The organism is Actinoplanes sp. ATCC 53533, from assembly GCF_003947245.1.
In genome coordinates this window covers 1-13,463 of the sequence record NZ_QHHV01000045.1, presented here as the reverse complement: position 1 = coordinate 13,463, position 13,463 = coordinate 1, and the positions used below count along the sequence as shown (strand labels likewise).

Here is a 13,463-nt window from a genome sequence, read left to right as displayed (position 1 = left end):
CTAGCTCGTTGACGGCGGCGAGCTGGCAGCTTCGCGAGCCCGCATGCCGGCTGCCGACCAGTTCGCCGTGGTCGTGGTCGTGGTTCAGGTCAGCGCGATCCTGCGGTTTGGTCGACGAGCAAGGGGGCTGCTGCGGCTGGATGGCGATGGCGTGGTGCGGTCCAGGGCCGGGCGGAGGGGCCGCGGCAGATGTAGAGGCGCGCGGGTGGGATGTTGCGCCACACGGTCCGGGTCTGGGAAACGGAACCGAACGTGTCGTGGAGTCGCCGGCGGAACCGCTGTGCCGAGGGCAGCAGCCGGGCGGGAAGGGTGACCACGGTCGTGAAGGTGCCGTTCGGGTGCATGGCTTCGGTGATGGCGTGCAGGATGCGCTGTTGTGTCGTAGCGGCGATCACGGACCAGGGCAATGCGCTGACGATCAGGTCAGCGGGTGGGAGCTGCGCGGTGCGCAGCAGGGCGGGGAGGTCTGCGGCGTTGCCGTGGATGACGTCGAGCCACGGTCGCGTTTCGGTCAGGTGCTCCACCATCGCCGCGTTGATCTCGACGCCGAGCAATCTGCTTCCGGGCGGGAGATGCGCGCTCAGCGTGTCGCTGATGGCGCCGGCACCGGGGCCTAGTTCGACGACCGTTTGCGGGCCGCCGTGGGGAGCGAGTAGACCGGCGGCCTGGGCCGCCAGGCGTGGCCCGCTCTGCGCGATGGCCCCGATCTGGTGCGGCGCGCGCAACGCCTCGACGACGAACCGGGTAGTGCCGCGCGGTGCCTGCGCGGAGCCCCGCTCGGATGTGGTGGACCGGGCGAGAGGATTTACGGCGGTCATGATCTTGTCCTCATCTCGGGGATGGATTCGGCGGTGTCGGTAACGTCGACGCGGACCTGCACGGCTTGTGCCAGCTCCGGGGTTGGTGTGGTGGCGGAGAAATTCAGCAAGATCACGCCGGCGACGATCAGGACGATGGCGGCGATCTTGTGCGGTGTCATGGATTCGCCGAACAACAGCACCCCGATGACGGCGAGGGCGGCGGTACCGACTCCGGACCAGACCGCGTACGCGACGCTGATCTCCATGCCGGCCTTGAGGGCTCGGGCCAGGCTGATGTACGACAGGACGTACAGCACGGCGGTCACGATGGTCAGCGTGTGGCGGGTCAGGCCGTCGGAGTAGGTCAGCGCGGTGGTCGCGAGGACCTCCGCGACGATCGCCGCGCCCAGCAGGAGCCAGCCCGTCATGGCCTGCTCCGGCGGGAGGTGGGTAGCTGCCTCAACCCTGGCCGCGGCCGGCGGCGCGCGTTGAGCGGCCAGACCCGGTCGCCGCCGCGGGGGCCGGCGAGCTTGTCCGGCTGGTGGTCCTTGGTGACGGTGGCGAGGTAGCTGGCGGCAGCGTCGGGATGGGTGAACCAGGTCATGTCGGCCGGGTCGGCCAGACCGGCGGCGAACCGGGCCGCTACCTGCGGGTTCCCGGCTGAGACGGCGAACAGTTCCATCATGTGCGGTGCTGGCGGGCTCAGCAGCGTATTAGTCAGGGTGGTCGCTGCGGCGCCGTGGCTGGACCAGAACGCCTCAAACGTGGCGTTCATCCATGCCTCGCCGAACGGCTGCATGCCGTGGGCGAGGATCGCGCCGACGGTGAAGGCTGCGGCCTTGGCGGCGAGGTTGGCGCCCTGTCCGCCAACCGGGTCGTTGACGATGAGCGCGTCACCCAGGCCCATCGCGATGCCGCCGCTAGGAAGGTGCGCGACCGGGTGGCGCACGCGGGGATGAACTCGCCCATACACCGCACCGTTCGGGTCGCCGAGCCTCACCTGTCGAACTCGTTCAGCCACCCACGGCGTGAACGTGTGAACCAGGTCGACGATCAGGTCCAGGATCTTCTCCGGGTCGATCGCGGCCCCCGGCCACTGATCGGCCGGCCCGCCGGGCAGGGCTTCGAAAGCCAGGGCGTGGCAGGGCCCTGACAGGCTCACTGCGGGAACCACCAACAGTTCACCGATGCCGGGCACGGTGTGGAACTCGAGGTGGGTATCCGCCCAGTGCGGGTCCGGTCGCAGGCCCTGCACGTAGGCGCCGGCAACAACCCGCTGGGGACGATCGTGGACCGTACGCACAGGATCGGTGCCGAAAACGTTGGTCAGGTCACCGCAGCCGGCGGCGACGATCGCCAGGTCGAATCCGCCGTCGGCGGTGATGACGTCCAGGTCCTGGGCGGTCACCTGCTGGTAGATGACCGTGGCGCCGCGCTGCTCGGCGAGTTCAAGCCAGGCCGCGGTCTTGACGCGCAGGTCGGTGCACCGGCCTGGGCGTTCCAACTCGGCGTTGAACGCCAACACCGGCCAGCCAGACGGGCCAGCAACGGTGACGCGGGCGCCGTACAGCGGCGGCGTGGCCGTGCCGAACAGGTTGAGCCGGTAGCCGCGTTCGGTGGCCAGCGCCGGTGCGAACAATGCTGGTATGCCCTGCGGGCGACCAGCTCGGATCTGCTCCGGGGTGGTCGCCGATACGACGGCTACCTCGTAGCCGTGTGTCAGCAGGCTCAGGGCGAGTTGGAGGCCGGCCTGCCCGGCACCGACGATGAGGATCTTTCGCATGGTTGCTCCATGGGCATGTCTGCTGGGGTGAACGGGATGGGTTGAGCTGCTCACGCGGGAGGGCGGGTCCGGCGGGTCCGGCCGGACGGCGGCTACGGCGAGACGTGCTGCTGTGCGCGGGCGCGGGCGGCGCGAACAGGGCCGGCCATCCTTAACCCGGACACGTGGTGCGAGTTCGGATATCGGCGCCACCGCCGGAAGGGGCTTGCCGGTGCCACAAGCGGGGCGTGCAGAGACCACGACTGCAGCCGTTGCGGTTGGCGGCGGTGCGTGATCCGGCCCGGCCGTACACGGCCAGCAGCGAACGAGGATTTGCGGTCCGGGCCGGCGAGGTTCAACGACGCAGGCAGCGCCGATGGTTGCGTCGGCGCCGGTCAGGGACGCCAGCGTTGGAGGGTCTGCCGGACGTTGCAGGTGGCGAGTTCGACGTTCGCGGCGTGGTATTTGCCCTCGTAGCGCAGGCAGGCGTGCCGGCCGGCCCACGCGAAGGCACTGAAGCTCTTGAGCACGATCGCCGTGGTCTTGCTGCCGTTCTTGATCGTGAAAACCTCCCAGTAGGTGCTGGCGCCGAGCCCACACGACTGGGAGGAGGGGACGCCGAGGCCGGTCGTCCCGGAGCGGGCCAGACACTTGCCGGTGTTGCGGTTCTTGAGCTGCCACACTGGATGCCCGTTCAGCTTCCCGACGGCAATCACCTGCCAGTCCCGCGCTTTGATGGGCTTGGTGCTGCAGCTCCGGGCGCGCAGGTCGGTCGGTTTGGTGGTCGGGCGCACGCAGGTGCCGTCCTTGACCGTCTTGATCTGGCGGATCGTGGCGGCCTGCGCAGGCGTGGCAGCGGCGAGTGTGGCGGTCAGCGCGACAGCGACGAGGGCGATGACGCGCGCGATAGTCCTGGTCATTCAGATCGGTCCTTTGTCGTCGTGGACGATTTCGTCGATTACGGCGGCGTGATGACACCGGCCACGCAGACAGCGAATGCGATGGATTACGGGCTCGGTGGCCACGGCAGCCTCCCGCGTCGGGCGACCAGATCCCGATTCCGGTGAAACACGCCGCTTTCTCCATTCACTCGCGCGTGTGTCACCTTTCGGGGAAATGCGGGCGCGGCTCCTTTCAGGGACGATCGACGCCGAATACGTCGTTGGGTCCGCCACCCGAAGTAGCTGCTTCTTGTCGGTGGGCACAGGATGTTCCCCGAAGCGGGATCGCCGCTTCGAGCGTCGCTTGTACACATTCGCCGTCTGCGTTTCTCGACGATCTACGAAACCCCGTGCGTGCGATAGTTGTCTGCGGTAGTCCGAGGTAGTCCCGCCCGCTTCGATCCACCGCAGTCGCGGCTGCCCCTGTGGACCGCAACGCCGATGCGACGGCAATCAGCGGCGTGCCTCGTGCCGCGGGTTACCGTGTGACAGACAGGCGCGCTCGCCGACCGCGAGGCGCAAGGCCGCGGTGCCCCCATGGCGCTCCAACTCGCCAGTCATCATGGACCGCTCCCATCGCCGGCGCTTGTCCTGCGGTGGGGTCTCGCGACATTCGGAGCATTCCGGCCCCCGGTGGAGCGTGGCGATAGGGTGCACAGCGTGCAGTCGGTGGGGTCGCGGCTGCGATCGCGGGACGGGCAGTAAGGACGTTGACGTGAAATGGACCGGGACCGCACCGTCCGCCGAGGACTTCGCCGCTGTCGGGGTTCCGCCCGGGCCAGTTACCCACGCGTCCTTGACTGTCGCTTCCGCCGGCGGGAAGTGGCATCGGACCGAGCACGCCTGCCGTAACGCCAACGGCCAGCTCGCCGTCCATCGTGAGCCTGTCCTCGGTCTCGACTGGGCGCGGCTGTGCCGCAACTGCTGGAAACGAGACGAGCTCGATCCGTACCTCGACGCCGCCCTGTACGCCGTGCAGGCGCTGCAGGCCGGCGCCACCTGGGTCACCTATTGGCGGAAGAGACTTGCCGGCACGGCGACGACCTGGACGTGGACCACCTACGCACGGATGAGAACCCAGCCTCCGGTCCCGGCCCTGACCGGCGAGCGTCTCCTCGAACCGTTCCGCGGGAACAGGAAATGGTCGGCGACGGTGTCCGGCATCCGCGTCGCCCGCGCGTCGGTGGTCGCGCAGATCACCGACATCCTGGACGAGGTCGCAGCGTTGATCGGCGACCCGGAGCTCGACTCCCGGCTGATCCGCACGATCGCGAATGTGGCCGCGGGCACCACGGCGCAGGCGGAGTCCGCCGAGATCCACCGCATCGGCGCCCGTGACCGACACGAAGCGGGCGCGGACGCGTGGTCGATCGCGGCCAGCACCTGGCGGACGCTGCACCGCCGGCGCTGCGATCCCGGCACGATCGACGCGCCGGTTCTGGCCGCGGTCCTGGCCCGCTACGACCACGTGCACGACCTGGCCGCGTTGCCGTGCCAACCGGACGTGCCAGTCACCGACGGTGACTGCCCGCACACGTGGGCCCGACGTGTCTACCACGCGTACGTCACCGGCGTCGTCCAGCGGTGGCTGACCGACCTCACCCAAGAACTCGCCAACCTGACGGGCGACCAGGCCACTGAAACGCAGTACGCCCTGGCGGTGCCGCTGTGGCCACCGACGCGCGCCGAGGACGCACCGCTGGCCTTCCTCGCCCAGTTCCCCGTCGTGGCAGCCGTCGACCGGTACGTCGGCCTGCACCCGAGCTGGTGGGGGCACGCCGACGGCAACACTTTCCAATGGGAGGGCGGGTACGGTACGCACCGGCCGCAGATCGCGGTCCTGCGAGTGCCCGGGTACGCCGCCGAGCAGGTCGCCGCTGTTTCCCCGAAGCTGACGGCGGTGCCGTTGTCCGGCGGCCGTACCGACCGGGGGATCGTCCGGAAACGTCTCGCCCGTTGCGGGTTGCCGCTGTTGCCGCAGGACGTGCCAGGCCGGTCCGAGCCCTCCGAACTGGTCCGGCTGGCCCGCGACGACGCCGCCGACCCGACGCTGCGGCACTCCTATCAGCGGCCGTTCGCGCCCGACGCGCATCCGCCGCGGTGGGATCGCACCGACCCCGTCGAGCGTGGATGGCAGCCATGGGAAGCTGAGCAAGCGTGGACCCCCGGCACGGTGTTCCTCGCCGGGGTCGACGACGTCGACCTGCTGGCCCAGGCGCTGCGCCGCGGCGACGGCGGCTGCCGGGTCCTCATCGCCGTCGAGCTACCGAGCGACCCGATGGGTCACGGCTACAGCGGAACCGTCGAACACGTGCACGTCGACCGGGACGGCGGCGTCCGCACCGCCCTGGCCTTCGCAGGCGCCGCACCGCACCGGCTGACGCCGAGCACCGGCCGGCACGGGCCGTTGATCGCCACCGTGGAAGCTTCCCTGCATGCGGTCAGTGCCGACCGGACAGCTCTGCTGCTGGCGCCGGCAGCCTGCCAAGACCCGTTCCCCGTGCCGATGAACTACCTCGTCAGCGTCACCCACGCCGGCCACCGGTTCACACCGTAAGGGAGTGTCGCCGCATCAGGGTCAGGCCCGGATCTGGGCCAGCGAGCGCGCCCGGGCCGCGGGCGCGACGAACGCCGTTGCTGTGCGCTGGATCGTTTCGTCGACGACTGGGACGGTGGCCGCGCGGTCAGCGTCGATGATCCACGATTCCCGCCGTGGCCGAGCTCCGGGACGGCGGGAATCGTCCCTGCTCGCGGTACGCGTGGCCGTGGTGAGGCATCTCGGCGGTCCGGGCGAGGCGTCTCCCGCGCCCCCGAGCCATCCGGTTTCGCGGTGGTCCTGCCGAGGTCATCGCCGAGCAGGTCGTCGCGATCATGTGGGCTGGGCTCGCGGCGGGCCAGCAGGTGGACGCCGTGATGCGGGCGGCGTGGCAGCGGCCCAGCGACGACCTGGGCCCGGACCAGCCGCCGGAGTGCTGGGCAACGCGGACGCCGCAGCTGCGTGTCCTGCCGGCAGTGGCCGGGTCCGAGGACGCGGGTGCGTGCACCGTGGTCAAGGTGCGGCGATCCGGTCGGGTGGCGGCGAGCGCGGTGGGACGGCCCGTGCCCCGAGGAGGGCGTTCGCGAGGCCCGCAACCGACGCGAATAACGGCGAGCGGGCGTGGTGGCCGAGTGCTGCCGGTCAGTGTCCGCCATGCAGCAGCGCACGAAGATCAACGCCTACGCGGTGGGCGAGTGCCGTGCCGTCACGCGACGTCCACCGGTACGACGCACCGACGGCGTCCGGACGCGACGCGGTCGGCGGGATCATGAAACTCCCGGTGGTGACGGTGATCAGCCACTGGTGGGCGACAGGCCGGGGCCATACCAGCACCGGGCTGTCTGGCTTGACGCCGAAGCGCCGCAGTCCTTGGCCGTGTCGGCCGTCCCAGAAGGTGTCGGTGACGGCCAGCCCGGCGTTCACCAGCAGCCAGCGCGCGGCACCGTCGACGTCGGGGTCTTGGCACAGCCACAGGGTGTAGGTTCCGGCCAGAGCAGTGCGGTCGTTGCTCCGCCACCAGCAACGAGCCTCGGGATCCATCTCATGGGCACCGTCGCGGCGAAGACCCAGCAGGACGGTCTCCAGCGGGTCCAGGAGATCGTCGTACGCGTGGCGCAGGACACGCCCGGCCTCATCGCGCCTGGACAGGCCACGGTCGGGGTAGACCCGCCACTGGTCAACCCGCTCCGGGACCTGCGTACGCAGGTGCGCGTGCAGCGCGCCGACCACCACGGGGACGCCCTGATCGTCGCGACGCAGATGCTCCTCGCGTGGCACCCGCACCAGCCACGAGTAGTAGGGCACCCCATCGACGGCGTCGTCATCACTGCACTGGATGAACACGCACCCGGGCGAGCCAGCCATCTGCGTCACCGCCGGTGTGGTGCGCTCACTTACGCCGGGCTCGGTCAGTTCACCTGGATCCGAGACCTCCAGGTTCCATACAACCCAGTCCAGCTCGTCGAGCTCATCGGCGGCCATCACACCATGGTCACGGCCGGCACGGTCATCGGGCTCATCAGCGGCCCGGCCGGGCCAACAAGTCGGCGGCCGGTAGGAACAGCAGGTCCGCGCTCACGGCGCGGAGCACAGCGGCGTCAGTGTCGGCCTGGCCGTGATCCTCCCCGCACGGGCACGACGACCACGCGCCGGCGCTCACCTGTTCGCGGAACGCCTCCAGCGTGATGCGGGTCCACGTCACGACTTGCGCACTGACCACGACGAGGTCCGCCTCACTCGGACGGTCGTGGACGGCCATACTCAGTCCGGTGACCGCCTCGGCCGCGATCCGGACATCCAGCCGCGGTACCGGCTCGGTGGCGTCCTGGTTGACCGTGGCGAACAGGATGGCCTGGCCGAGCGCGGCGAGCAGCCGCGCGGCGACGCGGACCCCGACGTGTTCGTCGGGCCCTGCGGCCTCGACAGCCTCCCGGCCGTGCACGTCGGCCATCATGGCGGTCGCCATCTGCCGACCCCAGCCGTCGTCGATATAGGACCGCAACACGGTCTGTGGGGTGACGCGGAGCTGCACGGCGATCGCATCGATGCGGGACTGGAGTTCGTCGGCGACCACGCTCGGGTCAACCCGGCCGCCAAGTTCGGTGACCGTAGCCACGAAATCGTCGACCAGACGGTGGAACTTGCCCTTTCGAGCCATGAGACCCATCCCGTTACGGCAGGCAGCGCGGGTACACAGTTTGACACATGACCCCGAAAAGGCGCGGCATCGGCGTCGTGGACGAGGGCGCCGCCGTGGCAACGGCCACGGCGCGCTGCGTGGTCCTGCAAGTAGACCTGCCACGTCTCGAACGGCCCAGCAAAGCCGCGGCCCGTACGTTCATGACCGCGAGCTGATCGCTGGTGAACCGTGCCCACGGGCGAGCCCTGATGGGGGTCGTGATCACCCCCAGGGGTGAGCCCGGCCGCGCAGAGCCAGACGGCAAGATCGCCGCCGCTTCCACTACGCCACGACCAGCCAGATCCTCCGCTGACCTAGCGATGTGGGACGGTGCGGAGGCATCGTTGCCCGTCACCCTGCCTGGTCGGATGCGAGACTACTTCGTCACCATCGTGGAGTCACCCTCCTCTCGCGAGTCGGGGTCAGCTGTGCGGGTTAGTTGGTCGGGGCGATCTTGCTGGTCTGGTGCCGATACGCCGACCATTGAGACGTCCAGGCCGCGAGGTCATGCATCCATGCCGTGGTTGTTCCCGCCGACTTGCAGGCCCACTTCTCCGCGTTCCGGGTCGCGAAGTAATCCAAGACCTCTGGTTCGGTCAGCCGCCACGCGGGGTGTCGCGCCAACCACTGCTCAGCCTGGTCAGGCGTATGGCCGGCGCCAATGAGCCAGTGCGTCAGCGAAGCCAGCTCGAACCACGAGGCCGCCTTGGTAGCGAAGGCCCAGTCGACGACCCGCAACCCTTCCGGGGTCACGATCAGATTGGCCGCGGTGAGGTCGGTGTGGACCAGCCTGTCGCCGTCCATAGCCGGATGCTCGAATCCGAGCCGTCCTCTGGGGCTGAACAGTGCCACGTCGGGCGGCGCAGGTGTCTCTCCGAGTTCCGTCAGGAACTCGTCGAGCAGTTCGAGGTCAGGGCTGCCCGGCCCCAGGTCGGCATGTCGGCCCGCGCAGTGCTCGAACGCCACCACCAGCCAGCCGGCCTCCTCGAAATGCCATTCGACCGCGGGTGAGTACGACACCCTGACAGCCTCACTCACCCGCAGCTCGTAGCGCAGTGACCGGACCCCGAAGTCGGTGTGGGCCGCCTTCACGAAGACCTTCCCGTCCGTCCCGGTGACGGTTGCGGCTATCTCCGCATGGGCGCCGGTCGTAGCCGGGATGGCGTGAGTTTCGCCGAGGCGGTCAGCTACCTCCGTCGTGACGGCTACGGGCAACGCGGTCCAGTCCATGCGCATCGGTCAGGTAGTCCTTTCAGACGCCCGGGTACGGGCGCGGCAGCGCCGCCACCGATGACACCCATCGGTGTGGCCGGTCAGCTCGTGCAGGTGCGCGCTGGTGCCCGGGTCCCACACCCGCACCGTCCCATCCCTGTCACTTCGGTGTCAGAAGCTCTCTCACCGGTGACGGGCCGGAAGTAGATCTCGAAGGAGCACGTCGATGGCGGCCCACCGGATCACAAATCCCTGTCCGTCGACGTTCCGCCAGACACTCCCGCTGAAGGCCGGGCTGGAGAAGATCCCGTCCCCCGTCCGGTAGTCAGTTACCAGAACTGCGCAGGTGATACCGCCAGCAGCGCACCTGCGCGTCCACAAACCCGCCCCGCAGCAGCTCACCAGTGATGCCGCCGGCATCACCGCCACCCTTCCAGGGCGGCAAGTGTCCTTCAGACTTGGGAGTGGACTACGGCTTGCGCCCCACGGCGCCGTACTGGTCGATCTCTTCCGCGTCGCCCTCCGGCCGCCACTTGGTCACCGAGACCAGACCCGGCTCGACCAGCTCCAGCGCCTCGAAGAACTGGGCGAGGCGCTCGCTGCTGCGCAGGTGGTACGGGAGCGCGGCGGACTGGTTCCAGAGGCGGGCGGCCTCGACGACCTCGGGCGTAGCGTCGGTGGCATCGCACACGGCGAGGTAACTGCCGGACGGCACGGCGTCCATCGCCTTCCGGACGATGCCCATCGCGACGGAATCGTCCTCGACGTGGCCGAGGACGCCCATGAACAGCACCGCGACCGGCTCGGTGAAGTCGAGGGTGCGGGCCGCCTCGCGGAGGACCAGGTCGGTGTCGTACAGGTTGGCGTCGACGTAGTTGGTGCGGCCCTCGGGCTTGCTGGTCAGCAGGGCGCGGGCGTGCGCGAGCACGAGCGGGTCGTTGTCGACGTAGACGATGCGACTGCTCGGGGCCACCGACTGGGCCACCTCGTGGGTGTTGTTGGCGGTGGGCAGGCCGGTGCCGATGTCCAGGAACTGGCGCACACCCGCCTCGCCGGCCAGATAGGTCACCGCGCGGACGAGGAAGGCGCGGCTGAGCCTGGCGTTCTCGGCGAGCGCCGGCTGACCGACGAGAATCTGATCGCCGACTGCCCGGTCGACGGCGAAGTTGTCCTTGCCGCCGAGCAAATAGTTCCAGATCCGCGCGGTATGGGGAACGCCTGTATCCAATTTGGCGGGTGAGTCCTCGTCGTGAGTCACGCTGACATCCTTCGATTCGGGTGGAACGAGCCAATGGACCGCCGCGGGCTATCAGACCAATGGGCCTCAGTCCGCTCCGGCTTCCTGAACGACGCACCGTATCAATCTCAGCGCCAACCGCGGTGCCGATACTTAACCCAGTGGAGTCCAAAAGATGCCGCTGGGCAGGTGGTCGCGATGCTTTGCTGTCGGGTCCGGGGGCAAATCTCAGTCCTGGAGGCCCATCCACGCAGCCATTCCTCGCAGCGTGGACGACGACCATCGATCGGCCTGGGCTAGCGTCAGCACGACGTCGCGGGCGAAAGGGTGGTAGCGGACCTGCTGCGGGGTTCGGCGGTCAACCGCAGGCCCCGCCCGGGGTAGTCGAGCTCGCCGGGCGCCGGGACCAGCCGCCAGAGGCGGGCGGCGACGCCGAACTGCCGGACCTCGGCTGAGCACGAGCCGGCAGGGGTTCGAGGCGCAAGTTCGGGTCATGTGGGAGGCACGACGGTCACCCGCGGCCATCGTGCGCCGGGCTGGTGCCGTTCGAGTCGGGCACGTGATTGTTCGACCCTGATGCGGCGGGGGCTACGTCGCCAGACCCCGTTGAGCAGGTCGTCGAGACCGAGCGGGGCGCAGATCTCGATCGCGTCGGTGACGCTCAGGCGCACGGCGACGGCGGTAGCGGCTTCCGGCCACGTCCCGACGGCGTCCCGAATCGATGTCAGGGGCTCGACGGCGTCTCCACCGAACTTGTGCGGGTACCAGGTGTGCACGGCGGCCTGGTTCTTCGCTTCCCACGGCACGCCAGCAAGCCGGCGCGCCAGTTGCGCGGTCGCGTGGTCGTCGTTGGCTCGGCTCAGATCGGCTTGATCGAAGAAGGCCACGTCGACGTCACGGACTGGCTCGGGCCAGAAGCCTGCTCCGTAGCGCTCACCCCATACCAGGTCGCGAATGACGCCGGCACCGACCCAGGCGTCGGCGGTGGCTTCGTCGCGGACCGCGCCGAGCACCCGCATGATCCACGAATTGGACCGGATCAGATCGACCAGGACGTTGTTCACACTGCCCTCCTCGTCACGCCATCCGTGCGCCCGTCAACGGTGGCCGTCTTCCAGATAGGCGGTGGCACCGTCATCGCCGGCTTCGAGCGCGGCGGCCACCCGCCGGGCGAGTAGTCCGGACAGACGCTGCTGGGCCTGCTGCTGGTCGCACCAGGCCCAACTGCGCAGTTCGTCGGCGGGCAGCCTGATCGTGCTGGTCTGGGCCGGGGTCAGCACGCCGCCGTCGAAGACCAGCATCAGCCCTTCGGTACGGCCGTCCCGGGCAGGCACCCAGTCGACGACGAGCAGCCGACCCGGTGTCACGACAAGGCCGAGTTCCTCTTCGATCTCTCGGGCCGTGGCTGCGCGCGGCGACTCGTCCGCCTCGACGGCACCACCAGGCACTTCCCATTCACGTTTATAGATTGGTTCGACGAGCAGGGACTGGCCGGCCTGGTCGGTGAACAGGGCGCCGGCGCCCATGCGTTTGCGGGGCAGGGTCGCGGTGTAGTCAGTCAAGGTACTGTCTCCCGGGTTCGTGGCCGTCTGTAGCTTCCCGTTCGTCGTGGCCCTTTCCAGGCGATCTTGTCCCCTTTGAGTGGCCCTTGGGGGCCGCTCTTCTTCATGCGAAGGAAGTTCCACATAACTTTGCTGTCGGCGTACGGGTTCCGTGCACAGCCCAGGTACGGCAAGGCGTCATACTGATCACGCCACCTTGCGCGGCGATTGGAGCCGGCCGTCGACCCGGACGTTCGCCTTTGCCCACTCACGCCGAGTTGCTAGCGGAGCCCGGCTGCGACCGATGTGCGCGCCCGATCATGCATGGTGATCAGGTTGTTCGCCGTCGATCGTTTACGAAGCATCACCGAACCGCTCCCTGCCCGTTGCATAGGTAGGCGGGCGTAGACGGCCGCCACGCTGCTCGTCTGGCAGTGGCCGGGGAACATCGGTAGGGAGCGCTCATGGTGGCCGACCATTGGCTGACTGCTCTGGAAGGATTCGATCACGGCCAAAGTCTGTTCCGATACCTTGGCCGTGATGGCGCCGAGGCGACCCTGGAGCACCGAACCCTTCGGTTGGCAGCCTTCGCGTCGATGAACGACCCACGGGAAGCCAGTTCGTGGCGCGCTAACGATCTGACCGGCTGCCGGAACCTTCGCGCTGTACCGCCACTCACGGAGTCGGCCCTCCAAGCCTACGTGGACCGGACTCTGCGGCGCGGCGCTCGCGTCGCCTCGTTCGGGCGGGACAGGCCACCGAGGCCGAACGCACGTCCGACAATTTTCGATCGTGGCTGGGCCAATTCGGCCATGTGGGATCGATACGGCGATCGCCATCGCGGCGTCTGCCTGGTATTCGACGCGGAAACGCTGGGTGCCGAGTTCTCGGAGGCGTCGGATACGTGGGTGCGTGCCAACAGCGTCAGCAGCTTCGTTGATGTGGAGTACCACGATGCTCCGCTGCAGGTTCCGCTTGAAGGCGAGTTCGACCACCTTGACTCGTTGCGAACAGCACTCGGCCGCCTGCTTAACGCCAGGACTATCGCGGCGCTCTACGGTCGCAAGAGCACTGTGTGGCAGCACGAGCGGGAGACCCGGCTCGTGCAAGTGCGTTTCGATCCGCCTGAGCTTGAACTTGACAACCCTCTCTACCTAGACGTCCCGCGGTCGCTGAAGGCAATCGTGCTCGGCACGGAATTCGGCGACACCACCAGCGTGCTTCGATATCTGGCGCAATTCGATGAGCCACGCCC

The 13,463-nt window shown here is 68.8% G+C and carries 13 protein-coding genes; 3 read left to right on the top strand and 10 right to left on the bottom strand.

Annotation, left to right across the window (positions count from 1 at the left end; genetic code table 11):
• Positions 1 to 89 precede the first annotated feature (89 nt).
• The 4 genes from DMB66_RS15880 to DMB66_RS15865 form a co-directional block, all read right to left on the bottom strand.
• Positions 90 to 818: a class I SAM-dependent methyltransferase gene (locus DMB66_RS15880; RefSeq protein WP_125804857.1), complete on the bottom strand. Its 729-nt coding sequence runs from the start codon at positions 816 to 818 to the stop codon at positions 90 to 92.
• Positions 815 to 1,228 (bottom strand): multidrug efflux SMR transporter, encoded by a 414-nt coding sequence (locus tag DMB66_RS15875; RefSeq protein ID WP_125804856.1) that lies wholly within the window; start codon positions 1,226 to 1,228, stop codon positions 815 to 817. Before DMB66_RS15875 ends, DMB66_RS15880 begins: the two co-directional genes overlap by 4 nt.
• On the bottom strand, positions 1,225 to 2,583 hold the full coding sequence (locus DMB66_RS15870; RefSeq protein WP_158647253.1) for a styrene monooxygenase/indole monooxygenase family protein: 1,359 nt from the start codon (positions 2,581 to 2,583) through the stop codon (positions 1,225 to 1,227). The genes DMB66_RS15875 and DMB66_RS15870 overlap by 4 nt, the downstream gene beginning before the upstream one ends.
• A 374-nt stretch (positions 2,584 to 2,957) precedes the next feature.
• Positions 2,958 to 3,482 (bottom strand): RICIN domain-containing protein, encoded by a 525-nt coding sequence (locus DMB66_RS15865; RefSeq protein ID WP_125804855.1) that lies wholly within the window; start codon positions 3,480 to 3,482, stop codon positions 2,958 to 2,960.
• An 817-nt stretch (positions 3,483 to 4,299) separates the two neighbouring features.
• Here DMB66_RS15865 and DMB66_RS15860 point away from each other — a divergent pair.
• Positions 4,300 to 6,060 carry a hypothetical protein gene (locus DMB66_RS15860; RefSeq protein ID WP_125804854.1) on the top strand — a complete coding sequence of 587 codons (1,761 nt, stop codon included), beginning with the start codon at positions 4,300 to 4,302 and terminating at the stop codon, positions 6,058 to 6,060.
• A 621-nt stretch (positions 6,061 to 6,681) separates the two neighbouring features.
• Here DMB66_RS15860 and DMB66_RS15855 read toward each other — a convergent pair.
• Entirely contained in the window at positions 6,682 to 7,521 is an 840-nt protein-coding gene (locus DMB66_RS15855; protein WP_125804853.1) for a hypothetical protein, read from the bottom strand.
• Positions 7,522 to 7,558: 37 nt separating this feature from the next.
• Positions 7,559 to 8,197: a hypothetical protein gene (locus tag DMB66_RS15850; RefSeq protein ID WP_125804852.1), complete on the bottom strand. Its 639-nt coding sequence runs from the start codon at positions 8,195 to 8,197 to the stop codon at positions 7,559 to 7,561.
• 47 nt (positions 8,198 to 8,244) lie between these two features.
• Between DMB66_RS15850 and DMB66_RS61180 the strand changes: the two genes are divergently transcribed.
• Positions 8,245 to 8,394, top strand: a complete 150-nt coding sequence (locus DMB66_RS61180) for a hypothetical protein (RefSeq protein WP_158647252.1) — start codon at positions 8,245 to 8,247, stop codon at positions 8,392 to 8,394.
• A 259-nt stretch (positions 8,395 to 8,653) separates the two neighbouring features.
• Here the strand turns inward: DMB66_RS61180 and DMB66_RS15845 are convergent, their stop codons facing one another.
• The 4 genes from DMB66_RS15845 to DMB66_RS15830 all read right to left on the bottom strand — a co-directional run bounded on the left by DMB66_RS15845 (position 8,654) and on the right by DMB66_RS15830 (position 12,229).
• Positions 8,654 to 9,454: a phosphotransferase family protein gene (locus DMB66_RS15845; RefSeq protein WP_125804851.1), complete on the bottom strand. Its 801-nt coding sequence runs from the start codon at positions 9,452 to 9,454 to the stop codon at positions 8,654 to 8,656.
• Positions 9,455 to 9,899: 445 nt separating this feature from the next.
• Positions 9,900 to 10,688, bottom strand: coding sequence for an SAM-dependent methyltransferase (locus tag DMB66_RS15840; protein ID WP_125804850.1), 789 nt, complete (start codon positions 10,686 to 10,688; stop codon positions 9,900 to 9,902).
• 470 nt (positions 10,689 to 11,158) lie between these two features.
• A complete protein-coding gene (locus DMB66_RS15835; RefSeq protein WP_233624590.1) occupies positions 11,159 to 11,731 on the bottom strand; it encodes a nucleotidyltransferase family protein in 573 nt (190 codons plus the stop codon).
• Between the two features lie 33 nt (positions 11,732 to 11,764).
• Positions 11,765 to 12,229 (bottom strand): NUDIX domain-containing protein, encoded by a 465-nt coding sequence (locus DMB66_RS15830; RefSeq protein WP_370318500.1) that lies wholly within the window; start codon positions 12,227 to 12,229, stop codon positions 11,765 to 11,767.
• A gap of 443 nt (positions 12,230 to 12,672) precedes the next feature.
• Between DMB66_RS15830 and DMB66_RS15825 the strand changes: the two genes are divergently transcribed.
• The coding region (locus DMB66_RS15825) for a DUF2971 domain-containing protein (RefSeq protein WP_125804849.1) at positions 12,673 to 13,463 on the top strand (791 nt) is incomplete at its 3' end.